The sequence below is a fragment of the Marinobacter sp. M1C genome (assembly GCF_023314135.1).
Lineage (GTDB): Bacteria > Pseudomonadota > Gammaproteobacteria > Pseudomonadales > Oleiphilaceae > Marinobacter.
Genome location: NZ_CP092289.1, coordinates 1872595 through 1896619, shown reverse-complemented (window position 1 = coordinate 1896619; position 24025 = coordinate 1872595). Strand labels below are relative to the sequence as shown.

The window sequence follows — 24025 nt, the reverse complement described above, 5'->3', positions numbered from 1 at the left end:
AAAGCTCCTGATAACCTGTAAGCCACCCCGGTGAACAAAAACCGGGGGAAACAAGGCTTTTATAATGGTTCAAGAAGCGAGCGATTCGGCCTCTTGAGGCGTTTCAGAGCGGCGTGATTGAAGCCAACCCACCGCCACCATGGCAACTAAACCCGCGCCACTCGTTAGCAACTCGGGAACCACCATTGCAAGCCCTGCCGCAAAGAGTACCAGACGTTCCCAAAAGAGTGAATCACGCACAAAGTAACCCAAGAGTGCGCTGCTCACTCCCATAATTCCCAACAGTGAGAAGACCAATGCACTTGAAAGACCAAGTAGCGTAGGGTCAACTAAAACCAGCATGGGATTATAGATGAAAGCATAAGGAATAATAAACGCGCCAATTGCTAACTTAACCGCTGTAAAGCCCGTCTTCATCGGGTTAGCTTGTGCAATTCCCGCACCAGCAAAAGCGGCTAAACAAACGGGGGGCGTTATATCAGCGATGATACCGAAGTAAAATACAAATAAATGCACAGCCATTGGTGGAAGACCAAACTCATTAATAAGCGCCGGTGCTGCAATCGTAGCCGTTACAACATAGTTTGCTGTCGTGGGCAAACCCATCCCGAGTACAATACACGCAATCATCGTGAACAGTAGCGCGAGTATCAAAACGCCATCAGCCAAACTTATGATGCCGGCGGCAAATTTCGCTCCTAATCCGGTCATACCGACCACACCAGCAATAATGCCTGCAGACGCGACGGCTGCGATCACAGGCAACGCAACGCGGGCACCTTTTTCGAAAATATCCAACACATCTTTTAGAGATGGCCGGGTATCTTTTCTCACCAAGCTAACGGCAAAGGCACACGCTATGCCCAGAAGTGCTGCACGCTGTGCTGTAAAACCAACGGAAACGGTTGTAATAATGACGATTAAGGGCAGCAGCATGTAGCCTTTTGACAGCAACAGCTTAAGCTTGTTGGGCAACTGGTCCTTGGGAAGGCCTAAAATACGGTGGCGTTTAGCTTCAAAATGAACTCCTATGAAAATACTCGCAAAATAAAGTATTGCGGGGATCAAAGCCGAAAACATTATTTCCCGATAAGAGACACCAACATATTCCACCATGATGAACGCTGCAGCGCCCATTAATGGAGGCATAATCTGGCCGCCCGTTGAGGCGGAAGCTTCAATCGCCCCGGCCACTTCCGGCTTAAAGCCTGCGTTTTTCATCATTGGTATTGTAAAAGAACCAGAGGCAACGGTGTTGCCGATGGAGCTTCCTGAAATCATTCCCTGTAAAGAACTTGCCATTACAGCAGCCTTTCCCGCGCCGCCTGTAAAACGCCCGGTTACCGCAAAGGCCAGGTCGTTAAAAAAGCGACCTACGCCTGTATGCATCAGTACAACACCGAAAAACAAAAACAAGAAGATAAAGCGAGCAGATATCTGAAGAGGCGTGCCAAACACACCGCTTTCTCTGAACCATAAGTATGGAGAAACCTGTTCAAGGGAAAATCCGGGATGCGAAAGCAACGGGCTCGAAATTAGATTGCCGAATAGCGCGTATAGAATTGCAAGCGTGGCCATAACAACGATTGGCATGCCAATCGTACGGCGAGTTGCTTCTAGCAAAAAGAGTATACCCAGTGCAGCAATCACTAGATCAATGGTTGAGTAACCCGTGATTCGTGCCCGGAGAACTTCTTCATAAAATAATATTTTATAGTAAGCAGCAAATGTTGCTGTGAATGCCAATAGCACGTCGTACCAGGGCACTCCATGGCGAGGCGCCCCTTTGCGGGTTGCAGGAAACAGAATAAATATCATACCCAAGGCAAGCCCTAAGTGAACTGCGCCCTGCTGCTGTGAGGGTAATGTTCCAAAGTAAGCTGTATAGAGATGAAAGCAAGTAAGTGACAAACCCATTAAGGTAACGAGCCAGCTCCACTTACCCAGCTGGATTGCCGAGCGTACTTGCGATTCTCGATCGTATTTTTCTAATAAAGTCGATTCATTAGACGTTTTTTTTTTTCACAATTAAACCCCATACAGATAACGCCGCTGACAAAGTCAGCGGCGAAAATAAACAATCAATCAGCCAGGTCGCTTAGGCTTTTTATGTTAGAGCGATCACGCGTGACAATCTGAATTACTTCAGGATAGATGTGTCCAATAAATGCCACATTATCAATTGACCCGCTTGTGAACTCTCCGCGTCCTGCAACAGCATCTTGCGCGGGTGCGTGCACGGTCATCCCGAGGTCCATGTTGTCATCACGAATGCTGACTAAGTTTTCGATTGAAGCGCCGGTTTCTATATTAGTGAAGTTTTGGCCATCCACGTAGCGGTTCCATATAGTGGCCATTTCACCACCCAACGGATAATAGGTGCCGCCCTGACTACCGGTGCCTAATATAAACTCGCTTTTAGGCACTACATCACCAATTTCAGCAACAGCATTTTCTACTGTGAGCCCCTGCTCTTCATAGTACCTTTTTGCACCAGGATGAATTGGCAAATCGTTTGAACCATTCAATGCATTTTCAAGCGTGATAAAAGAAGATTGAGAGTGGGTATTCTCTTTAGCGTACTCGTGCATTATGCGCGCTAATTCATACCCTAGCTCTTCGTCAATCGTATTCGTGTTTCCGACTAAAATCGCATAAGCCGTGATGGTGTTTACATCTTCTTTTTGAAAATCATAGCTGCCGGCTGGAATAGTAAAACGTTGATAGGCGCTATTTTTTTCAATATATTCGATTGCATCATCACTTAAGCTGATTAGACGGGCATCCCCGCTGGTAGCTTGCAGGTTTTCGATACTGCCGGAAGGCAAACCAAGAATTCCGATAGAAATATCGATATTGCCATCTTGTACACCGTTAAGTGCAGCCCCAAAACCTTCTTGATACGCACTGTAACTATCGTCACCTATTCCGTAGGCATCAAACAGTAATTGAGAAACACTTTGGGTTGTACTTGCGGGAGGTCCAATGGCGACATTAGGTTTGCTTTCGGCACCACAGCCTGTCAATAAAAATAGAACACCAATACCGCATAGTGCTTTAGACAGAAAATGTTTCATATTTGCTCCTACTAATTAGAATTTTTGTAATAATCTTGTTTCGGAAGATTTTCAAAATCTGACCACCTGAAAATCAATCAGCGAAAACCCTCACGAAAAAGTATTTGGTCATTGTTCACGTACGCAGCCCTACAGACAAAAGAAATTAAGTTGCGTATGCATTCCTTTTTTTCATGCACGTATTTTTGAGTGACCGGCGCAAGTTCATTTGGCGCACACCATTGCCACACTCCGCCTCAGAGCTCTCGCAACGAAAGGTTTTCCTGTAGTAGGCGGTGCAGCAGCCAATGCTGGGATACGACTTTACACCACATGTCTCATTTTATACATTCCTGCGCGGCATGCATTTAGCGTTTTTTTTCGTTTGTGATCTGCCGTAAGAACCTGTCTGATAGCGGAAAATCTGGCAATTTCAGGAGCGTTTACAGCGATGGAGTTTCCCCACGTCAGCAGTGCATTGGGCATCCTACATCCAGTTTGTATTGCGAAAGGACGTAATGCAGAAGTATGGGATGAGGAGGGACAGCGCTATATCGATTTTATTGGCGGTATTGGCGTTCTCAATCTGGGCCACTGCCATCCAGTGATTGTCGAGGCCGTCAAGGCTCAGGTCGACACCCTGATGCACTCTGCTTTTAATGCGCTGCCTCATCGTACCTACCTCTTTGTCGTAGATCGACTCAACCAGTTTGTTCCTGTTTCCTATCCTCTTTCATGCATGCTGACAAATAGTGGTGCAGAAGCGACAGAGAATGCACTGAAAGTCGCCCGTGGAGTCACTGGCCGCCAAGCCGTTATTGCGTTTGACGATGCTTTTCATGGGCGCACATTGGCAGCACTTAATTTAAACGGCAAAGTTAAGCCATACAAAGCAGGACTGGGAGCCTTGCCGGGTCCGGTTTATCACATACCGTTTCCTAGTCGAGATAGTGGAATATCTGCAGAACAGTCGCTTGCTGCATTAGACCGTATATTTGAGGTGGAAATTGCGCCAAGTGAGGTGGCTTGTTTCATCTTTGAGCCAATCCAGGGAGAAGGCGGCTTTCGTTTGCTTTGCCCTGAATTTGCCAAAACCCTGCGCGCAATTTGCACCAAGCACGGCATTTTATTGATTTGTGATGAAATTCAGTCAGGTTTTGGACGAACTGGTAAGCGTTTTGGTTTCAGCCATTTAGGTATCGAGCCCGACCTGATGCTTCTGGGAAAGAGTATTGCCTGCGGCCTGCCGCTCGCTGCATTAGTAGGCCGCAAAGAGTTTATGGATGCCTTACCAAAAGGAGCCTTGGGGGGTACCTATTCAGGCAATGCTGTGGCTTGTGCAGCGGCATTAGCAGTGATGGATATAATGCAAGACGATGCACTAACGGCATGGGCAACCGAGCAAGAGGAGGCAATTGTTCATTCGCACCAGGCGTGGCAAGAGTGTGGGCACTTTCCAATGGTAGGAGCTCTGACAGGTATTGGCGCTATGCGCGGCATTGTCTTTGAAGATACCGAAAACGCGACAGGCGCAGAGCACTTAGCCAATCTATTGGTAGCAGCCCGCAATGCAGGCGTTTTATTAATTGCAAGTGGCCGGAAACGGAATGTCTTACGCTTGCTGCCACCCTTGACTACGGAGCCAGAGGTGATGGCTGAGGGACTTGACATGATAAAGCAAGCGCTGTGTACGCTGCAGGTATGATCCCGATAACCAACTCAACTCCGGCAAGATCGCGACACCACCTCCATTCCCATTTGAAGCCGCGGGCTACTGCTGCCGCAGGCATCTCACCTTCATCCCAACAATATGCAATAGAGAGCCATGAAATGCCCGAAAAAACACTTCTTTCAACCGATGATGTTCGCGACCGTTTCTCCAAGGCTATGTCGGCCATGTATCAAGCAGAAGTACCTCAGTACGGCACGCTGCTTGAGCTTGTAGAACGCGTAAACCAGGAAACGCTTACCCAACAACCTGAGCTTCACCGCCGTTTGGAAGCGCTGAGTGAACTGGCACGCATTAGCGTAGAGCGCCACGGAGCCATTCGCGTGGGGACTGCGGACGAATTATTTATGCTGCGGCGTTTGTTTGCCGTTATGGGAATGTATCCGGTTGGTTATTACGACCTTTCTGAAGCGGGTGTACCGGTTCATTCAACCGCTTTCAGACCCATCAAAGATGATGCGCTATCAAAAAATCCGTTCCGTATTTTTACCTCGTTGCTACGCTTAGAGTTAATTGAAAATGAAGCGCTTCGCCAGCGTGCAGAAACCATTTTAGCAGCGCGCGATATTTTTACACCCAAAGTGCGAAAGCTGATCGAGCGCCATGAGTCGCAGCGCGGGCTGTCCAGCGAGGAAACTGATCAGTTTGTGAAGGAGGCTCTGGAAACATTCCGTTGGCATCAGGAAGCCACTGTAGATTTGGATACATATCATGCGCTGTATAACGAACATCGTTTGATTGCCGATGTGGTCTGCTTCCGTGGGCCGCACATCAATCACCTCACTCCGCGCACGTTAGATATCGATGAGGTTCAGCGCCGCATGCCTGGCGTGGGCATGAATCCCAAAGCCGTGATTGAAGGACCACCACGGCGTGAATGCCCTATTCTGTTGCGCCAAACGAGCTTTAACGCGCTAGAGGAGTCGATTCGCTTCGCCGGTAATGCGCAAAGTACCCACACTGCTCGCTTTGGTGAAATTGAGCAGCGCGGGATGGCGCTTACGCCAAAAGGGCGTGCGCTTTATGACCAACTCCTTAATGAAGGCCGCAAGCAAGCAACAGGATTGGATAACGATGGGCACCAAACAGTAATGAACAAAGTATTTGCCGCGTTTCCGGATAGTGATGAGGCAATTCGTCGTGAGGGGTTGGCCTATTTCCACTATCATCTGACCGAGATTGGTCAAACCGCTAAAGGTAGCGCCGACAAAGAGATGGAAGACTTGATCGCGCAAGAACTGGTTGAAGCGCAGCCGATTACCTATGAAGACTTTTTGCCGGTGAGTGCAGCGGGTATATTCCAGTCGAACCTCGGGGGCAAAAAGAATGAGGCCTATGCAGGTAGCGCCAATCGCGTTGCCTTTGAAGATTCTCTGGGTGTGCGGATAACAGATGAATTATCCCTTTACGCCGAACGTGAAAACGCCTCTAAAGCCAAGGTATTGTCTAGCTTACAAGGCTAAGAATTAGGTTAAAGGGCGGTCTTACGCGCCAAGCGCAACACTATTATAGAGACTGAGCCTTGGGAGCAGTTTTGTGAAGCAGGCAGTTTATAGCGCTCGATTTATTACAATTTGCCAGAGTGGAGCTATACCGGCGCTGGGTCAGCGACAGCGCCAATAAATCAGCACCTACATTCCCGTTCACCGATTGCACCCAAAGATCAGCTGGTCTGTTTTGGCGCCATCCTTGATGAAAATTTTGATTCAGTGTCTCTGGTCGAAAATGCGGGCAGGCTAGATCTATTTATGCTGACCTGAGCCGATCGCTAGTCGTGCGCTTTTTTGTCGTCTGCAGGCTGCCACACACGGAAAATCCTCATTGTCTGTGTTATCCGGGCCGGTTTTATGGGCCCTTCTGTACTCATCCCAAAGTTTCCGCTCTTCGCTGTCAGCCGAGCTGAGCTTCCCGTTTTTATTGACGATGGACTGGTACCTACCCCGTCAGATGATGTTTTCATGGAGTAAGTAGAATGGATCTTGAAATAACCGTAGTAGATGCTTTTACAGATTTCGTTTTCAGATGAAGACCCTGTAACCGGCTCCATTCACAGGGGCCTGGCGCCATTCTGGGCAGAGCGTTTGGATAAAACTGACCTGGTGGCGTATCAAGCCTCAAAACGAGGAGGCCTGCTCAATTGTGTAGTTTCAGGCGACCGGGTGCTCATTTCCGGCAGCGCGGTTCAGTATTCAAGAGGTTACATCACCGTTTAATGCCATAGATATTTTGCGGGGTGCATTCAACCCTGTCATCTAACTGTCGGAAAACTGACACACAGCCTTCACCTTGCCCTGCTAGTTTCAGCGTAATCCAGCAGGAAAAGAGTGTATGACGTCTATCTTTGTTTTCTACGCCGTCGCAGCCATGGCCAGCCCTTATCTTATTTACAGGCTTGCGGGCAGGCTTCAGCTTTCTCGGGCAAAACATCCCTCGCTCCGTGGGCACAGTAACCTGTCCCGGCGCGTTGCCCGCCTGATTCCTTTCTTCAGCTACAGCGAGCACGGCTTTTTCGCCAGTGACGGCGCACCATCAGCCGTGCAGCAACAGCGGCGCCAGGCAATTCAAGGGCTTCAGGCCAATGCCGAGCGGCAGTGTGCCGAAACCCTGGCGCACTGCCGTGCCATTCAAAACAGCGTTTCGGATATGCGCTTTACCAGCCGGTACCGGGTGCCATTCCCCTACAGCCGGCAACTGCCAGACTGCTTCCTGCTCGGCTCCATGGCCGATGAAACCCGTGGCTCCCAGGTTCGCGATCTGGACGGCAACTGGCGCTATGACCTGTCTGGCTCTTACGGCGTCAACGTTTTCGGCTATGACTTCTACAAACAGTGCATGGATGAGGGCATCGCACAAACCAAAGCCCTCGGGCCGGTGCTGGGCACGTATCACCCACTGATTGCTGAAAACGTGAATATTATCCGCCAGGTGTCCGGGCTAGACGAGGTGTCGTTTCACATGTCCGGCACTGAAGCCGTCATGCAGGCGGTGCGGTTGGCGCGCTACCACACCGGCAAGACCCATCTTGTGCGTTTCTGCGGTGCCTACCACGGCTGGTGGGATGGCGTTCAGCCGGGCATCGGCAACACCCGCAAAGCCCGCGATGTTTACACTCTGGCAGACCTGAGCGAACAGACCCTGCACGTACTGCGCACCCGCAACGACATCGCCTGTGTGCTGATTAACCCCCTGCAGGCTTTCCACCCCAACAGTGACGCCCCCTCTGACACTGCGCTTGTCGCCAGCGATCGCAGCAACGGTTTCGACAAACAACGCTATAGCGAGTGGCTCACCCGAATTCGGGATGTGTGCACTGAACGCGGCATTGTGCTGATTTTTGACGAGGTGTTTACCGGCTTCCGGCTGGCCTATCGCGGTGCCCAGGAATTCTACGGCGTACAGGCGGACCTGGTGACGTACGGCAAAACCCTGGGCGGCGGCCTGCCGGTCGGTGTGCTGGCGGGAACTCAGAAGCTGATGCAGCGCTTCAAAGACAACCAGCCAGTCAACGTCTCCTTTGCCCGCGGCACGTTCAACTCCCACCCTTATGTAATGGGTGCGATGAATGTGTTCCTGAACCGCATAGGGCAGTCTGATATACAGCAGCAATACCTCGAATCCGAAAGCCTGTGGAACAGCCGGGTGGCCCAATTCAATCAGCGGCTGGAAAGCGAAGGGCTGCCACTGCGAATCACCAACATTCATTCGATTCTGTCGGTGCTCTATACCCTGCCCGGCCGCTACAACTGGATGTTCCAGTTCTACCTCCGACAGGCAGGCCTTGAGTTGAGCTGGACCGGCACCGGACGGCTGATCATGACTTACCGCTTTACCGATCACGACTTCAGCCAGGTGATTGAGCGATTTGTCAGCGCCGCTCATCAAATGCAGGCAGACGGCTGGTGGTGGCAAAGCCCGGAGCTGACCAATAAGGCGATCAAGCGACAGTTTCTGGTTGACATGCTGACCGCCCGATTCCCGTTTCTTGCAGGCAGGCTGTCTGGCCCGCTGACAACATTTCGTGAAGAGTCGGGTGAAGAATTAGGTAAAGCGTCCGGTTCCGGCCCGATGACGAACCAACGCCAATACTCCAGGAAGGTGGGTTGAGTATGACTATGCAATGGCAGAGCAACGGCGAACCGCAGTTCCGTATTGGGCTTAGAGCAGAATTTGACGACTTTCTCAGTCAGCAGGCCCGGCGTTTCGAGCCCGAAAACTGCCTGCAGATCGACTTTCACTGCCACGACCATAACAGCGACGTGCCCGACGAACTTTGGGGCCGAATACTGCGCCTGCCCGAAACTTGGGTTAAAACCAAGAAACTGATGGAGGTTCTGGGGCAGAACGGCAGTTCCGTGGTGACCGTCACCAACCACAACAACGCGCGGTCTTGCTGGGCGCTTCAAGACAAAGGCGTGGATGTGCTGGTGGGCTGCGAGTTCACCTGTTTCTTCCCCGAGTACGATCTGTTTATTCACGTGCTCACTTACGGTTTCACCCGCGAACAGGAAGTACTCCTTAACGAGAAGCGCCAGAATATCTACGACTTTCTACGCTACGCCGCCCGTTACGATATCCCGGTGATTCTGCCCCACCCGCTCTATTTTTACAGCCGCAACGAGCGGATTGATTTGTGCCTGTTCGAAAAGCTGGCGGTGATGTTCTGGCGCTTTGAAGTGCTGAACGGCCAGCGCGATCTATGGCAGAGCGTACTCACACTGAACTGGGTGCAAAGCCTGACGCCAGACCGCATTCGAGCCTATGCCCGCAAGCACAAGCTGGACCCCTCAGAATTTGGGGTGAACCCGGATAAGCCCAAAGTGGTGACGGGCGGCTCTGACGACCACACCGGCATTTTTGCCGGCCTTTGCGGCTCACAGCTTTACGTGCCCGATTTGCAACAACGCCTGAAAACCCAACCCGCATCCCATCTGGCACTGGAAGCGCTGCGCAACGGCCAGGTCGCGCCTTTCGGCAACGTTGGCGAGAACCAGAAACTCAACATTGCCCTGCTGGATTACTTCGCCCAGGCGGCCACCAAACTGAAGGACCCGGGCCTGCTTCGAATTCTCCTTCACCGCGGGTCTACCTGGGACAAGATGGGCTGCTTTATGGTCGCCAACCTGTTTCTGGAAATGCAGAAGCACAAGAAAACCACCGTGTTTTTCGCGCTCATACACGATGCACTTCAAGGCAAGAAGCCCAAGCGGTTTCTGAAATGGCAGGCGTCGAAAGACTACGCGTTCTGCATTACCCAGCTGGATAAAATCGCCGACAGCAAGCGCAACCATCCCGAAGCGTTTGTGGACACCGTCAACCAGATCATCGGCGAGCTGTTCAACCACCTGAACCACCTGATTGCCAAACGGGTTCGCAAAGCGGTAGACAAGCATCAGGGCCCCAGCCTGAAAGATTTTTCCACCGAGGAGCTAACCCGCAAACTGGAAATACCCAGCCAGCTCACGGCCCTGTTTCTGGGCGACGGCAAGCGCCAGGATAACATGAGCAATATTAACCTGGCCGAGGTTCTGGACAGCCTCTCGTTCCCGGTGTTGATCAGCACCGTACTGGCAGGGTCTACTCTTGCCTCAACCCGCGTGCTGTATCAGAACCGCGATCTGCTCAACCGGTTCGCCCGGCAACTTGGCAAAAACGAGCACTCCCGGCGGGCGTTGTGTTTGACCGACACGCTGCTGGATAAAAATGGCGTATCCACCTCGCTGAGCGGGAAGCTCAAAGAGATCAAACGCACCAACCTGCCGCTTGATTTTCTGATCTGCCATTCCGACGCCGTGCCCGAGCCCCACCTCAGCGTGGTGCGGCCTATTGCGGACATTGACCTGCACCCCTTCGGCGATCAAACCCTGCGGGTGCCGGATGTGATGGAAATTGCCCGAATATTCTATGAAGGCGGCTACGACCGGATTGTCTGCTCCACCGAAGGCCCCATGGCATTGGTTGCCCTGTTTCTGCAACAGATGTTCAACGTGCCCTGCTACTTCTTCATGCACACAGACTGGATTGATTTTATAGCTCACACCACCCATCTGAATCAGCACGAAAGAGACCGGGTTCGCCGCCTGATGCGGGCGCTTTACAGACGGTTTGACGGTGTGTTCGTGCTCAACCGTGAACACAGAGACTGGCTGACCGGTCATGAAATGCAGCTGCCAGAAGACCGGGTATTCCTGACCGCCCACCACACCGCCCCGCGGGACCTCCAGGTGCAACCTGTCCGCAAGTCGGACCTGATTCCAGGCGCCAACGACAAAACACCGGTGCTGTTTATTGCTTGCCGGCTAAGCCGCGAAAAAGGCATTTTCGATCTGCCCGAAATCGTTCAGGAGGCGCGCCGTTCACTACCCAACCTGCAAATCGTTGTGGCCGGTTCAGGCCCTGCCAGCGACGACCTTCAGCGAGCCATGCCAGATGCCGTATTTTTAGGCTGGCAAACCCGGGAGCAACTGGCGTCACTGTATCTGGGGCTGGATCTGTTTGTATTTCCCTCGCGTTTTGACACCTTCGGCAACGTGCTGCTTGAAGCCTTCACCCACGGCATGCCCGCAGTGGCTTACAACTGCAAGGGGCCGAAAGACATCCTTGAGCACGGGGTTAGCGGTTACCTGACGGAGGATGTAAACACGATGGCCGAAGCCGTTGTGGATTTCTTCAGCGCCTCGACCGACCGCAATGTTATGGCCGAGAATGCTCGCAAACGCGCTGCCCGGTTCCAGGCAGAACCCATCATGCGGAAATTTCTTGAGGATTTGGGGCTGGACTACCCGGAACAGGTTCACGCTGAAGTGACGGTAGCTTAGTGAGTTCGGTTAAAAAGACAACGCCTGGTTTAACCACCGGCGAACAACTGAATTTTCTGCTGACCAACCGCCTGCCCCGGCGCTGGCTCACCTTTTTTATGGGCTGGTTCAGCCGTATTGAAAGCCCCGCCCTGACCCGGCTATCCATTGCCATCTGGCAGTGCTTCTGTGACGACCTCCGATTACAGGACGCTAAAAACCCGCGTTTTAAAAGCCTGCAGGAGTGCTTCACACGGCAGCTCAAACCCGGCCTGCGCCCGCTAGACAGCCGGCTGGATACTGTCAGCAGCCCGTGCGACGCCATCGTTGGCGCCTGCGGCCGCATTCGGAACAACCGGCTGTTCCAGGCCAAGGGTTTTCCCTACACCCTGGAAGAACTGATCCCGGATGCCAGGCTGGCAGCGCGCTACCGCAACGGCCAGTTTGTCACCCTGCGGCTTAAATCCAGCATGTATCACCGATTTCATGCGCCGGTAGACTGCCAGATTCGCCGGGTGAACTATGTGTCCGGGGACACCTGGAACGTGAACCCCATCGCCCTGAAAAAAGTCGAAAAACTGTTTTGCAAAAACGAGCGGGCGGTTCTGGAACTGGAGTTTGGCCGTTCAGATTACGGCCTGACGCTGGTGCCGGTTGCCGCCATTCTGGTGGCCAGCATGAAATTTCATTTTCTGGCCGAGCCGCTGGATCTGAAATACCGGGGTGCCAACCTGATTCCGTGCAATGCGACGCTGCGCAAAGGCCAGGAAATGGGCTACTTCCAGCACGGCTCTACCATCCTTGTTTTTGCCTCAGAGCAATACCAGCTAAGCCCCGGAATCGCCGAAGGTGAGCCAGTCAGGATGGGTGAAGCGCTGTTGTCAGGCCACCCATTGCCAGCCCGACCTTTGCACGATCCCGGTCTTTCCAAAGAACCCACTTCAACACTTGATGTATAAGGACGCTGCCATGACATTTCGTGAGGAATTACAAAAACAGCGGTGGGACGATCACCGCTACTATCACCACAACCGGATCAACCAGTTTTTGCACCTGCTCAGCGCCAGCTGTTTTCTGATCAGCTATGCCCTGGTGTTTTTTTATCCGGCGGCAGCGGCTCTTGTTGGCTGGCTACTGGCCATGACACTGCGCCAGACCGGTCATTTCTTCTTTGAACCCAAGACTTACGATGAGGTGAACAAGGCCAGCCACGACTTCAAGGAACGTGTGAAAGTGGGCTACAACCTCAACCGCAAGGTGGTGCTGCTATCGGTCTGGGCACTGACCCCGGTGGCATTGCTGCTGAGCCCCGATCTGCTCGGCCTGCTCTCCCCGGCAACGGATCTGGTTGGATTCATCAGCAGCACCGCACTGATATGGCTGTTCGTCGGCCTGGGTGCCGTGGTGTTCAGAACGCTACATCTGTTCAAACTCATGGGTGTGCAGTCCGGCCTGGTGTGGATGACCAAGATTCTCACTGACCCTTTTCACGACATCAAGATCTACCAGAAAGCGCCCTACTACATCCTCAAGGGTGAGATGTACGACACAATGGAGGACTGGTACGACGATGTGCCGCTTGACCAGCGAACCTAGAGATCCGCTTGGCGATGCAAACTATGTATAATTCTTGGGTGGCCCGCAGTACGATCAACCCGGGCGGTATTCGTCCCCTGGATTTCGACGCAGCTTAACCAGAGCAGGCAGAGTGACGGTTTAGTCGCTGCTGCTTCGTCACAACAACCAAGGAATACAATTATGTCTATTCGTATCGACGATGTAGCTCCAGATTTCACTGTGAATTCCACAGACGGTAAGATCACGCTTCACGAGTGGATTGGTGACAGCTATGCGATCCTGTTTTCACATCCAAAGGATTTCACACCGGTCTGTACCACCGAATTTGGTGCGGTTGCTCAGCTTGTCCCTGAGTTCGCCAAACGCAATACCAAGGTGATGGGCGTATCGGTAGACAACGTTGAAGAGCACATGAAGTGGAAGCGCGATATCGAAGCGTTTTCCGGTGCGGCTGCCGACTTCCCAATTATTGATGACACGTCTTTGCTGGTATCCAAACTTTACGACATGCTGCCGGCCGGCGCCTATATGCCCGACAATCGTACGCCTGCCAACAGTGCTACCGTACGGACGGTGTTCATTATTGGTCCGGACAAGAAGGTTCGCCTGACCATGTCGTACCCCATGTCTGTAGGTCGCAACTTCGCGGAAATCATGCGTGCGCTGGACGCTGTCCAGATCACAGACGGTGCCGGTATCGCAACGCCTGCTAACTGGGTTCCCGGTCAGGACGTGATTGTAGGGCTGGCTCTGAACGATGAGCAGGCAAAAGAGAAGTTCGGCAAGCTCGACATTAAATTGCCTTACCTGCGCTTTGCAAAGGCGCCTACGAAGTAAGCAATTCAGCTAGATTTTTATTGCAACAGGCATCGGCAGCAGGTGGTTCGTAATGATTAATACCAAAATACACAAGTCCGTCTATGAGTTAGCTGAAAAGCTAATGAAGGCTGCCGATAAAGACGATAGAGAGGCCTTCAACTCGCTCTATGCAGAGTTGAAAGCGGTTTGCATCGATAACGAAAACACTGATAAAGATCATCCGGAACAATGGGAAACTCTGGCCGACTTTGAAGAAGAGATAGAGGATGCTCTGGCTGGCTACGAAAAAGCCCTGGGGAAAGCCATCACTATGGATTCGAAAGACCATATGTCATCCATCGCATTTTCCATGGCTACAATGCAAATCGAATTAGGCCAGACTGACGCAGCGATCAAAAATCTTGAAAATGCGAAAATCAGCGCTGACAGAATTGACGATAAAAATCTTAAAAAAGAAATAGATGAGCTGCTTGAAAAGCTATTAGCAGGCTAGTTTAAGCCCCCGCCACGCATGGCCTGCGGGGTTACACCAAACCAGCGACGAAAGGTGCGGCTAAAGTTAGAGGTGTCTTGATAACCCAGTCGTTCCGCGATCTGCTCAACCGCGACAGTGGTTTCCAACAGATACCAGGCAGCCAGCTCTTGCCGCACGCCATCCAGCAGCTCTTGATAGCTGGTGCCCTCGGTTTTTAATTTACGGATCAACGTGCGTCGCGACATAGCTAATCGGGACGCCACATCGTCAAGGCTCGGGTAGCCCTCCGGGCTATTCAGCAAACAATGACTCACCTGCTGGCTCAACGCGCCGCCGTTATCGAGCTGGCGCAGCTGATTTTCGCAATCACGCAGTGCGGTGCGAAAGGTGCCGGCATCGGCGGTCAGGCAAGGTGTATCAAGCACGCTCACTGGCATTTGCAAACGAAACACCGGCGCATCAAACAGCACCGGGCAACCACAACGCTGTTGGTAAACGTCTGCCCATTGCGGGTGCGGTATCGGCAATTCAATCTGAATATTGCGCAAGCGCTGAGAGGTCACGGTGTCGACCAATTGAAGATAGGTAACCAGTAGCGCGCTATAGACAAATTCGCGCACATCGCCAAGGTCTGACAGCTCCTCCATGCTCACCGTAAAGTATTCGTCCGTTTCAGAAATAACGACGTTCACCAACTGAAAACGCAAGCGGGTGAAGCGCGCCAGAGTGTGTAACACCACACGAAGATTCGGCGCCGACACAATGGCGTAACCGAGCGCACCATGGGCAGAAACCGAGGTAATGCCGCCGATATCAAGGCCCAGCCACGGCGTTCGGGTTAGCGCTGTGGCACGCCGCAATAAACGCGCAAGCTGCTCAAGACTGAGGTAGCGATTCCCGCCCAATAATTGGTCCCAGTGCAACCGCGTACCTTGCAGAATCGTCTCGTTATCAAAGCCCTGTTGATGCAAATACGCGCACACCAACCGCGCATAGGTCGGGTGTATCGCGGGTCGAAGTCTTTCCGTTGCCAATAACGCCATACGCTTCCTGCATTGCACCCATTTACAATCATTATAATGGCACTATTTGACGATTAATTGCCACTTATAGCGGTGACCGACGCCGGCGGAAGGGGCCAATATGGCGACATCCCCCCAATCCCTATGAGGACGGTAACATGAACCAAGCTGGTGTCTTTGTTGCTCCATCAGGCGAGATCTACCGAGATCGTAAGCGCTATTTATGGGCCCTGTCCGTGCTGGTACCGATGCTAGCCCTTGTCGGCCCCGGCCTATTCTTCGTCACCGGCAATGCGCTCTGGCTTTGGGCTCCGCTGGCATTTTATTTCGTGGTGATTCCGGTTCTGGACATGGTGCTCGGCGAAGACACCAACAACCCGCCAGAAGAGGTTGTGGCGCAGCTAGAGCAAGATCGCTACTACCGCTATGTCACCTACTTACTGGTCCCTGTGCTTTGGGCAATGTGGGCGCTCGGGGTTTGGTTTGTGGGCACTCAAGAAGCCCCCCTGCATGGCATGATCGCGACCGTGCTTGTGATCGGCACGCTTCAGGGCACGGCCATTAATCTGGGCCATGAATTGGGCCACAAAAAAACCAGAATGGAGCGCTGGTTGGCGAAAATCATTCTTGCGCCCTGCGCCTATGGTCACTTTTTTGTCGAGCACAACAAAGGCCACCACCGTGACGTTGCAACCCCGGAAGATCCGGCTTCATCACGCATGGGCGAAACAATCTGGAGGTTTGTGTTGCGCGAAATTCCTGGCGCCTTCTTTCGCGCGTGGGACATTGAAAAAACGCGATTAAACAAAGCTGGCAAGCCGGTTTGGTCGCTCAACAATGAGATTTTGCAACCGGCGTTAATCACCGCATTCGCATGGGGGACCGCCGTCGCTCTGCTCGGCATTGAGGTTCTGCCCTTTATTATCGCAATCGCCTTCTGGGGAATGTTCCAGCTCACCTCTGCCAATTACATCGAGCACTACGGTCTGCTGCGCAAAAAACGTGAAAACGGTCGTTACGAGCCAACACAGCCCCACCACAGCTGGAACAGTAATCATATCTTTTCAAACTGGGCGACGTTCCATTTGCAGCGTCACTCGGATCACCACGCAAATCCGACCCGTCGCTATCAGTCTTTACGCCACTTCGACAATTTGCCGACGCTGCCGAACGGTTACCTCGGCATGTTTATTCTCGCCTACATCCCGCCACTGTGGTTTGCGGTGATGAACCCCAGATTGGTCTCGCATGTGGACGGCGACCGTACAAAAATCAACTTCCACAAACCGGCAAAAGCGAAAATAATCAAACGTTACTTTTCTTTGTCTTCTAAATAATTTTCTATGCTGCTCTACCGCTTTTAACCGCATTTAACGCTAAGCCCTTATTGTTCTGGCCTTTTTTTACGCGTTTGATATTTAGGCTTCATACCATTAACCTATATTCATTGAACGCTTGTTCAACTTTTTGGGTGATCGTTCGAATCTGAGCGCTATTTGCATTTGCTTCGCCCCCGAGCGAGGCGCCAAAAGCAGCTCCCACCATCTTTAATGCGCGGATCAAACCCGTGGCCTAAAACTACCCTGTGCGGGCACCCTGATTGGAAAAATGCACAGCGCTGACGCTGTGACCGACAATCCATAAAAGAGAACGACAAATGAAAAAACTTATTTTGGCCTGTGCTGGCCTTGCTATTAGCGGCGCTGCCGTGGCGGCTCCGAACACCGAATGTCAAACCGTTCGTTTTGCCGATGTTGGCTGGACCGACATCACTGCTACCACCGCCCTGGCCTCCGAGGTACTGGAAGGCATGGGCTACGAGTCGGAAGCGAAAGTGCTGTCGGTGCCCGTGGCTTACCGGTCGCTTAAGAACAAAGACATTGACGTGTTTCTGGGCAACTGGATGCCCACCATGGAGGCAGACGTGCGCCCTTACCTGGAAAGTGGTGATGTTGAAACCATCCTCACTAACCTGGAAGGCGCCAAATACACCTTGGCGGTACCGCAGTATGTCTACGATGCCGGTGTGACCAGTTTTGCCGACATTGCCAAGCACGCCGACCAATTTGACAGCCGTATTTATGGCATTGAGCCCGGCAACGATGGCAACCGCCTGATTCAGGACATGCTCGGCCAAGATGCGTTCGGTCTTGGTGAGTTTCGGCTCGTAGAGTCCAGCGAAGCGGGCATGCTGTCCCAGGTGGGCCGCGCAGTTCGTCGTAATGAATGGGTAGTATTTCTGGGGTGGGAACCGCATCCCATGAACGCCAATCATGACCTGGCCTACCTGAACGGCGGTGACGATTTCTTTGGTCCCAACTACGGCGGCGCAACCGTTCACACCAACGTGCGCAAGAATTACCTGAACGAATGCCCGAACGTGGGCAAGCTGCTAACGAACATGACGTTTTCACTGCCCATGGAAAACGAAGTGATGGGCACCATTCTGAATGACGGCGAAGAGCCACGGGATGCTGCTCACACTTGGCTCGCCAACAACCCGGCCGTGTTGGATGGCTGGCTCAAAGGTGTTACGACCTTGAACGGCGATGCAGCGCTGCCTGCCGTTAAGGCATCCCTGAAGTAGTAATGAAGACAGCACCGAAAAAAGCACTGATGAGAATAATTTAGAGATTAACTTAGCGAGCACTTTGGGGGCGTTCTGAACTGACCTGTTCAGAGCGCCCGATTGTGTAACGAACACCTCCCATTTCCGGTGTCGGCCAAGGCCCGCACCCAACAAGACTGAACGCCATGAGCTGGATAACTGAGCACCAACTGCCTTTCGGCGACTTCGTCGAAGGCATTGTTGATTTTCTCGTCGTCAATTTCAGCGGCTTTTTTGACGCTGTTTCCGATACCCTGAGTAGCATGATCCACGGCCTGACCGAGGCCCTGTTATGGGTACCGCCTGGCGCTCTGGTATTGTTTTTTACGGTGGCGGCACATCTTCGTCATCGCCGTTGGGGATTGACCGCTTTTACCGCCTTCAGCTTTTTGCTGATTTGGAATATTGGTTATTGGGAAGACACCATGGCGACACTGTCGCTGGTGTTGTACGCCACCCTATTATGTGTGGTGATCGGCATTCCTCTGGGCATTTATGCGGCTCATAGCCGTTGGCTGTACAAATTTCTGCAGCCGGTGCTGGATTTGATGCAAACCATTCCACCCTTTGTATATCTGATCCCGACGCTGACCTTGTTCGGTCTGGGGGTGGTTCCTGGCGTGATTTCAACCGTGATCTTTGCCATCGCTGCCCCGGTGCGGCTGACTCACCTGGGCATCTCCCAAGTGCCGAAAGAATTGGTCGAAGCGGGCAAGGCCTTTGGCTGCACCAACCGGCAACTGTTGTTCAAGGTTGAGTTACCCGCTGCCATGAGCTCCATTGGGGCCGGTATTACCCAGTGCATCATGTTGTCGCTCTCAATGGTTGTTATTGCTGCTTTGGTAGGCGCCGATGGCTTAGGTGTCCCGGTGGTTCGGGCTTTGAATACGGTCGATATCGGCAAAGGCTTCGAAGCCGGTCTGGCGATTGTGCTGTTGGCCATCTGGATGGACCGGTTCTTCCGCCAAAGTGATGCTAAGGAGACGTCATCATGATCGAATTTGAGAATGTAAATGTCGTTTTCGGCAAAAATCCCAAACGCGCGCTGCCGTTGATCGAACAGGGCCTGGACCGCGCCGCAATCCGTGACCAGACCGGATTAGTAGTCGGGGTGCAGAACGCCAGCCTGAGTGTCAAGAAAGGTGAGATTTGCGTTCTGATGGGGCTGTCCGGTTCCGGCAAATCCAGCTTGTTGCGCTGTGTTAACGGCTTAAACGATGTCACCAGTGGCGCTATACGCATTCGGCACGATGGTGAGATGGTGGATTTCACCCAGGCCAGCGATAAAGTTCAGCGGGACATCCGCACTCGTCGCATTTCCATGGTGTTTCAGAACTTCGCCCTGATGCCCTGGCTAACAGTGGAAGACAACGTCGCTTTTGGTCTGGAGCTGCAAGGCCTGGGCAAGGCCGAGCGCCGCAAAAAGGTCGCGCGTCAATTGGAGCTGGTTGGCCTTTCCGGTTGGGCCAAGTCCAGACCGGCTGAGCTGTCTGGCGGTATGCTGCAGCGCGTGGGGCTGGCCCGGGCCTTGGCAACGGAATCGGAAATTCTACTTATGGACGAGCCATTCTCTGCCCTTGACCCGCTGATTCGTAACCAGCTGCAAGACGAACTGCTGACCCTGCAGGAAGAACTGCAGAAAACGATTGTGTTCGTCAGTCATGATTTGGATGAAGCACTAAAGCTGGGTTCGCACATTGCGATCATGAAGGACGGCCAGATCGTTCAACATGGCAAGCCGGAAGCCATCGTGCTGCAACCCGCGAACGATTACGTCAAAAGTTTTGTTGCCAGCACCAATCCGCTCAATGTTCTGGCCGCGCGTTCCCTGGCGCTACCCATCGGGCAGATACAGGAAGACGCCAATGGTAACCGTTGCATTAATAAACGTTACGGCATTTGGCTACACACACCGGATGTAGCGGAAAAAGCGGTGGTCACCAGCGGTGGCCAAACCTTCCAGACCCAGCTTTGGCAAGAAGGTCAGTCCATCGAAAGCCTGGCCCAGCAGCCCACCCGCATCGCACCAGATACCCCCTTACGGGATGCCGTGGAGATTCGGTACTTCACCGGTCATAGCCTGCTGGTGGAGGAGAACGGTCAGATCACCGGCGCCATCGGCGACCGGGAGCTATACCACGCGATGCTGGGTAAACATTTAGACGACAGCTAGGGCAGAAACATCGGCGGTCGCAATATGTGGCCGCACGATGCCTTGTGAATATAACGACACCCACCGAAAAAGGCCAAAAACGTCATCATGATCATTGGCGACGGTATGGGCCCACAACAAATCGGTCTGCTACTGGCGTACGCCAAGCAGGCGCCAAATTCGGTGATCACCGACGGCACCACGGCCTTTGACTGGATCGCCGCCAACAGCCGCATGGGCCTTTCCATGACCCACGCCAACAACAACCTGGTGGTGGATTCCGCCGCTTCCGCCACGCAACTGGCAACCGGTCAGTTGGCCTGCGCCGAGATGATTGGCACAGATAAAGACGGTAACAGCGCGGAAAGCATTCTGGAAAAAGCCAAAAAACTTGGCAAATCCACCGGGCTGGTATCTGACACCCGCATTACCCATGCGACCCCGGCTGGTTTCGCTGCCCACCAGAGCCATCGCAGCCTCGAAAATGAAATTGCGGTCGATCTGCTGAACAACAACGTGGACGTTATGTTGTCAGACGGCCTGCGTTACTGGATTCCGGAATCTGCCAATGACGAACAGTCAGCCGCGCGTCAAGAGCTGGAAACCTTGTCGGAAGGCAGCGTGCGCATCAAGTCAAAGCGTAAAGACGATCGTAACCTGATCACCGAAGCGCAGCAGAAGAACTACGACCTTGCGTTCAACCGCTCGCAGCTGGCACAAGCCGATGGCAAAATCCTCGGCCTGTTTGCCTACTCGGCGTTGCCCAACGGCATCACCGAAACCCAGACCAAGGACGACCCCGCCCGCACCATACCGACACTGAAAGAAATGTCAGCAAAGGCGATTGACTCGCTGTCCCAGAACGACAAAGGTTTCTTCCTGATGATCGAAGCCGGGCAAATTGACTGGGCCGCGCATTACAATGACACCGGCACCATGCTGCACGAAATGCTGCGGATAAACGAAACACTGAATTACGTGCTGGGCTGGGCTGAAGGCCGTGATGACACCCTGATTGTGGTGACCGCCGATCACGAAACCGGTGGTTTTGGTTTCAGCTACTCTGCCAACGACCTACCCCACGGACGTGACCTGCCAGGCAATGTGTTCAAAGATCAGCAGTTCAAGCCCGCCTTTAACTTCGGCGACGTGGCGACCCTGGACACACTGTACGAACAGAAGTCCTCCTATGGCGATATCTTCTATAGCCAGTTCGACGCGCTGGATAAAGACCAGCAAACGCCTGCCAATCTGGCTCGCATCGTCAACGCCGAAACCGGCTTCGAAGTGGGTCAGCGCGCGATTGAAGCGCTAGAAGACTGACACCCGCCTGACGACCTGACAGCCCCCGACGAGTGTCGGGGGCTGTCTATCTTGCGGGCGCTGACCGCCTGTTTTATTCGTCGGCAGGTCGCGTCGTTGGAGTTGCGAGGCCAGTTAATGATGAAATTTTTAGACAGTTTCTAATTATTGGGATTGTTGGGTGCACTCCTACAACAACTCAGTGACGCGGGTTACTATCACCAGAGGATGGCTTTTCATCGGATGAGTTGTCATCGGATGTGAGGTAGTAATCCTTTTCCTCGAATATTTTCACCTCAGGATCTTCAATGCGATTACTACCGCGGCCCCGAAAAAGCCAGAAGGCCACAACAGCGCCAATAATGATCAAGATAATCCATTTCATATCCCTTTCCTCCACACAGTGAGATACCTTCTCTGATTACCTTTATCCTAGGCCCATGGTGCCAGATCGCAAGCGGTTAGTGAGGATCTGTTAACCAACTCAATAACACCGTGTTCCGCCTGGTTACATTTGCTAACATTCTAATTTATGTGGTCGCCGAAGCGGGCCTACCTGCCGAATTCACAAGGGAATGGAGGTTTTTTTTGAATACAACAAGGAATGATCTAGCCCCTACAGTGAATGGGATAGCGATTCGGACTCTATGAAGCGGCACCCCTCACTAATGGTGATTTTACTAGCGTTGATTGGTTTGGGGTTTTGTGCCGCCCTTAGCCGTAGCCTGTATCTGGAAGAAAACAAAAGCATCACCGCAAAGTTTCGTGCAGATGTTACTCTGCTTGCGACCGCCTTTGAGCGTGAAGTGCAGCTGAATCTTGAAATTCTGTTCGCCTTGAAGGCCTCTGTGGGCATGATGCCAGAGATGAATGCAAAGCTTTTTGAAAAGCTGACCCGGCAAGTACTTGAGCGCTCTCCGGCCATCAAGGCGATTGCCTGGTCGCCGGTTGTCAGTCAGGAAGACCGGGCTGGGTTCGAGCAACGGCAGCAGAACTGGTATCCCGGGTTTGTGTTGTCTGAGATTCCGGCAGCGGCAGGCGCACTGCCAGCGGAAGCGCCGCCCTGGCTCGTTCCTGTGCAGTTCATCGAACCAATAGCGGATAATCGGGCAGCTATCGGCTTTGACTTGTCGAGCGAGAGCAAGCGGCGGACGGCGCTGTTGGCCGCGAGGGAGACCGGGGAAATGGTCTCGACGGCTGCCATAGAGCTGTTGCAGGAGCAGGACAATCAAAACGGCTTGCTGGTTTTCGCACCTTTGTACAGCGGGGCCTCCGACACCACTCCAGAGGACCGGGCGGCGCGCAATTATGGTTTTATGAACGGCGTGTTTCGGATCGGTGAACTGGTTAAACAGTCGATTCCGACGGCGATTGACAGCAACATTCTGGTTCAGATTGTGGATCGCACCGATGGCGCCCAGGACGTGATATACAGCACTGGCCGCTCCAGCGATGAGCGCTGGCTCAGAAGCCTGATTCACGAAATACCTCTCGCGCCCGTCGCGGGCCGAAACTGGGTGGTTCAAGCCATGCCCGGGGCGACGTTTGTGAGTGCCAGACGGGGCTATCTGCCTTTATTAGTCATTGGATTCGGATTTTCTTTCATCGTATTGCTGGTGTTCTTTGCGGTACGAAGCCTGCGACAGAACGCCGAACTAAACCAAACCAAGCGCGAACTAGAAAAGATTTCCCTGACCGATGCCCTCACGGGGCTTGCCAATCGCCGGCATTTTGACCTTTACCTTGAGCAGGAATGGTCAAGGGCTTTACGCCAAAGTCAGCCAATTTCGATGGTTATGTTGGATATAGATTACTTCAAGGCATTTAATGATGCATATGGTCATCCGCTCGGTGACCAGTGTCTGAAACAGGTTGCGCAAGCATTGGAACAGGTAGTACAGAGGCCTACCGACCTGGCGGCACGTTACGGCGGTGAGGAGTTCGCTCTGGTGCTGCCGGACACCCAAAATGCGGCCGCGGTTGCGGAGGCCTGTCGGGTCGCTATTCAGGCGCTTGGCATTGTTCATGAGCTCTCGGATGTGGCGCCGGTGATCACCGTCAGCGCCGGAGTTTGTAGTCTGATTCCCACCAGAAAAATGTCACCTGCAGTGCTGATACAACAAGCAGATGATGCACTTTACGAAGCCAAGGAAACCGGGCGTAATAAGGTATTGGATAAAGGTTATTTCGGTGGCGTGTAATAAGCGTCACCTATCCTTTTGCCGCCTACTTCCTCTAAATCATTAACAACCTGCCACCGCGAGATGCCCTGCTCGCGCAACCATATTTCCAGCCGGCCCAGATTACTCCATTCCCGGCCCTGGTCACGGGTGTTGTGCACACGCGCCCACAGACCGTCGACCAGTAAAGCCACCGCCCAGACATAGGGATGTTTGTCTGGATTGCCGAAACCGCCGCTTTGGTATTCGCGCTCTGTACGGTAAAACGTTCCGGTGGCTCCTGCGAGCCTAACGCCGCATGCTAAGTCGG

General features: G+C 52.9%; 18 protein-coding genes and 1 pseudogene. 15 read left to right on the top strand and 4 right to left on the bottom strand.

What is annotated here, in order from left to right; all coding sequences use genetic code 11:
- Positions 1-69 precede the first annotated feature (69 nt).
- Together MIH19_RS09030 and MIH19_RS09025 are read right to left on the bottom strand one after the other, a co-directional pair.
- The gene (locus MIH19_RS09030; RefSeq protein ID WP_249008547.1) at positions 70-1917 is read right to left on the bottom strand and encodes a TRAP transporter permease; all 1848 of its coding nucleotides are present in this window, start codon (positions 1915-1917) and stop codon (positions 70-72) included.
- Positions 1918-2081: 164 nt separating this feature from the next.
- Positions 2082-3077, bottom strand: coding sequence for a TAXI family TRAP transporter solute-binding subunit (locus MIH19_RS09025; RefSeq protein ID WP_249008546.1), 996 nt, complete (start codon positions 3075-3077; stop codon positions 2082-2084).
- A gap of 430 nt (positions 3078-3507) precedes the next feature.
- Here MIH19_RS09025 and MIH19_RS09020 point away from each other — a divergent pair, with 430 nt between their 5' ends.
- From MIH19_RS09020 to MIH19_RS08980, 9 genes and pseudogenes are all read left to right on the top strand, one after another.
- Positions 3508-4761: an aspartate aminotransferase family protein gene (locus MIH19_RS09020; RefSeq protein WP_249008545.1), complete on the top strand. Its 1254-nt coding sequence runs from the start codon at positions 3508-3510 to the stop codon at positions 4759-4761.
- A gap of 125 nt (positions 4762-4886) precedes the next feature.
- Positions 4887-6248 carry a VOC family protein gene (locus MIH19_RS09015; RefSeq protein WP_249008544.1) on the top strand — a complete coding sequence of 454 codons (1362 nt, stop codon included), beginning with the start codon at positions 4887-4889 and terminating at the stop codon, positions 6246-6248.
- A 558-nt stretch (positions 6249-6806) separates the two neighbouring features.
- Positions 6807-6998: pseudogene (locus tag MIH19_RS09010) on the top strand (PhzF family phenazine biosynthesis protein); the annotation flags it as partial.
- A gap of 115 nt (positions 6999-7113) precedes the next feature.
- A complete protein-coding gene (locus MIH19_RS09005) occupies positions 7114-8889 on the top strand; it encodes an aminotransferase class III-fold pyridoxal phosphate-dependent enzyme (RefSeq protein ID WP_249008543.1) in 1776 nt (591 codons plus the stop codon).
- A gap of 2 nt (positions 8890-8891) precedes the next feature.
- Complete coding sequence (locus MIH19_RS09000) at positions 8892-11600, top strand: glycosyltransferase (protein WP_249008542.1); 2709 nt, start codon at positions 8892-8894, stop codon at positions 11598-11600.
- Entirely contained in the window at positions 11600-12538 is a 939-nt protein-coding gene (asd, locus tag MIH19_RS08995; RefSeq protein WP_249008541.1) for an archaetidylserine decarboxylase, read from the top strand. Before MIH19_RS09000 ends, asd begins: the two co-directional genes overlap by 1 nt.
- A gap of 10 nt (positions 12539-12548) precedes the next feature.
- On the top strand, positions 12549-13175 hold the full coding sequence (locus tag MIH19_RS08990) for a hypothetical protein (protein WP_249008540.1): 627 nt from the start codon (positions 12549-12551) through the stop codon (positions 13173-13175).
- A 162-nt stretch (positions 13176-13337) separates the two neighbouring features.
- Complete coding sequence (locus MIH19_RS08985; protein ID WP_249008539.1) at positions 13338-13994, top strand: peroxiredoxin; 657 nt, start codon at positions 13338-13340, stop codon at positions 13992-13994.
- Between the two features lie 52 nt (positions 13995-14046).
- Positions 14047-14469, top strand: coding sequence for a tetratricopeptide repeat protein (locus tag MIH19_RS08980; RefSeq protein ID WP_249008538.1), 423 nt, complete (start codon positions 14047-14049; stop codon positions 14467-14469).
- Here MIH19_RS08980 and MIH19_RS08975 read toward each other — a convergent pair.
- The gene (locus MIH19_RS08975) at positions 14466-15494 is read right to left on the bottom strand and encodes an AraC family transcriptional regulator (RefSeq protein ID WP_249008537.1); all 1029 of its coding nucleotides are present in this window, start codon (positions 15492-15494) and stop codon (positions 14466-14468) included. The two genes, MIH19_RS08980 and MIH19_RS08975, sit on opposite strands and share 4 nt — an antisense overlap.
- Before the next feature lie 137 nt (positions 15495-15631).
- Between MIH19_RS08975 and MIH19_RS08970 the strand changes: the two genes are divergently transcribed.
- The 5 genes from MIH19_RS08970 to MIH19_RS08950 all read left to right on the top strand — a co-directional run bounded on the left by MIH19_RS08970 (position 15632) and on the right by MIH19_RS08950 (position 21556).
- A complete protein-coding gene (locus tag MIH19_RS08970) occupies positions 15632-16810 on the top strand; it encodes an alkane 1-monooxygenase (RefSeq protein ID WP_249008536.1) in 1179 nt (392 codons plus the stop codon).
- A gap of 320 nt (positions 16811-17130) precedes the next feature.
- The gene (locus MIH19_RS08965; RefSeq protein ID WP_249008535.1) at positions 17131-18060 is read left to right on the top strand and encodes a choline ABC transporter substrate-binding protein; all 930 of its coding nucleotides are present in this window, start codon (positions 17131-17133) and stop codon (positions 18058-18060) included.
- 167 nt (positions 18061-18227) lie between these two features.
- On the top strand, positions 18228-19076 hold the full coding sequence (gene choW / locus MIH19_RS08960; RefSeq protein ID WP_249008534.1) for a choline ABC transporter permease subunit: 849 nt from the start codon (positions 18228-18230) through the stop codon (positions 19074-19076).
- Entirely contained in the window at positions 19073-20254 is a 1182-nt protein-coding gene (choV, locus tag MIH19_RS08955) for a choline ABC transporter ATP-binding protein (protein WP_249008533.1), read from the top strand. The genes choW and choV overlap by 4 nt, the downstream gene beginning before the upstream one ends.
- Positions 20255-20359: 105 nt before the next feature.
- Complete coding sequence (locus tag MIH19_RS08950; protein ID WP_249018622.1) at positions 20360-21556, top strand: alkaline phosphatase; 1197 nt, start codon at positions 20360-20362, stop codon at positions 21554-21556.
- A 178-nt stretch (positions 21557-21734) separates the two neighbouring features.
- Here the strand turns inward: MIH19_RS08950 and MIH19_RS08945 are convergent, their stop codons facing one another.
- Positions 21735-21920, bottom strand: a complete 186-nt coding sequence (locus tag MIH19_RS08945) for a hypothetical protein (protein WP_249008531.1) — start codon at positions 21918-21920, stop codon at positions 21735-21737.
- A 283-nt stretch (positions 21921-22203) separates the two neighbouring features.
- Between MIH19_RS08945 and MIH19_RS08940 the strand changes: the two genes are divergently transcribed.
- Entirely contained in the window at positions 22204-23736 is a 1533-nt protein-coding gene (locus tag MIH19_RS08940; protein WP_249008530.1) for a diguanylate cyclase, read from the top strand.
- Positions 23737-24025 lie beyond the last annotated feature (289 nt).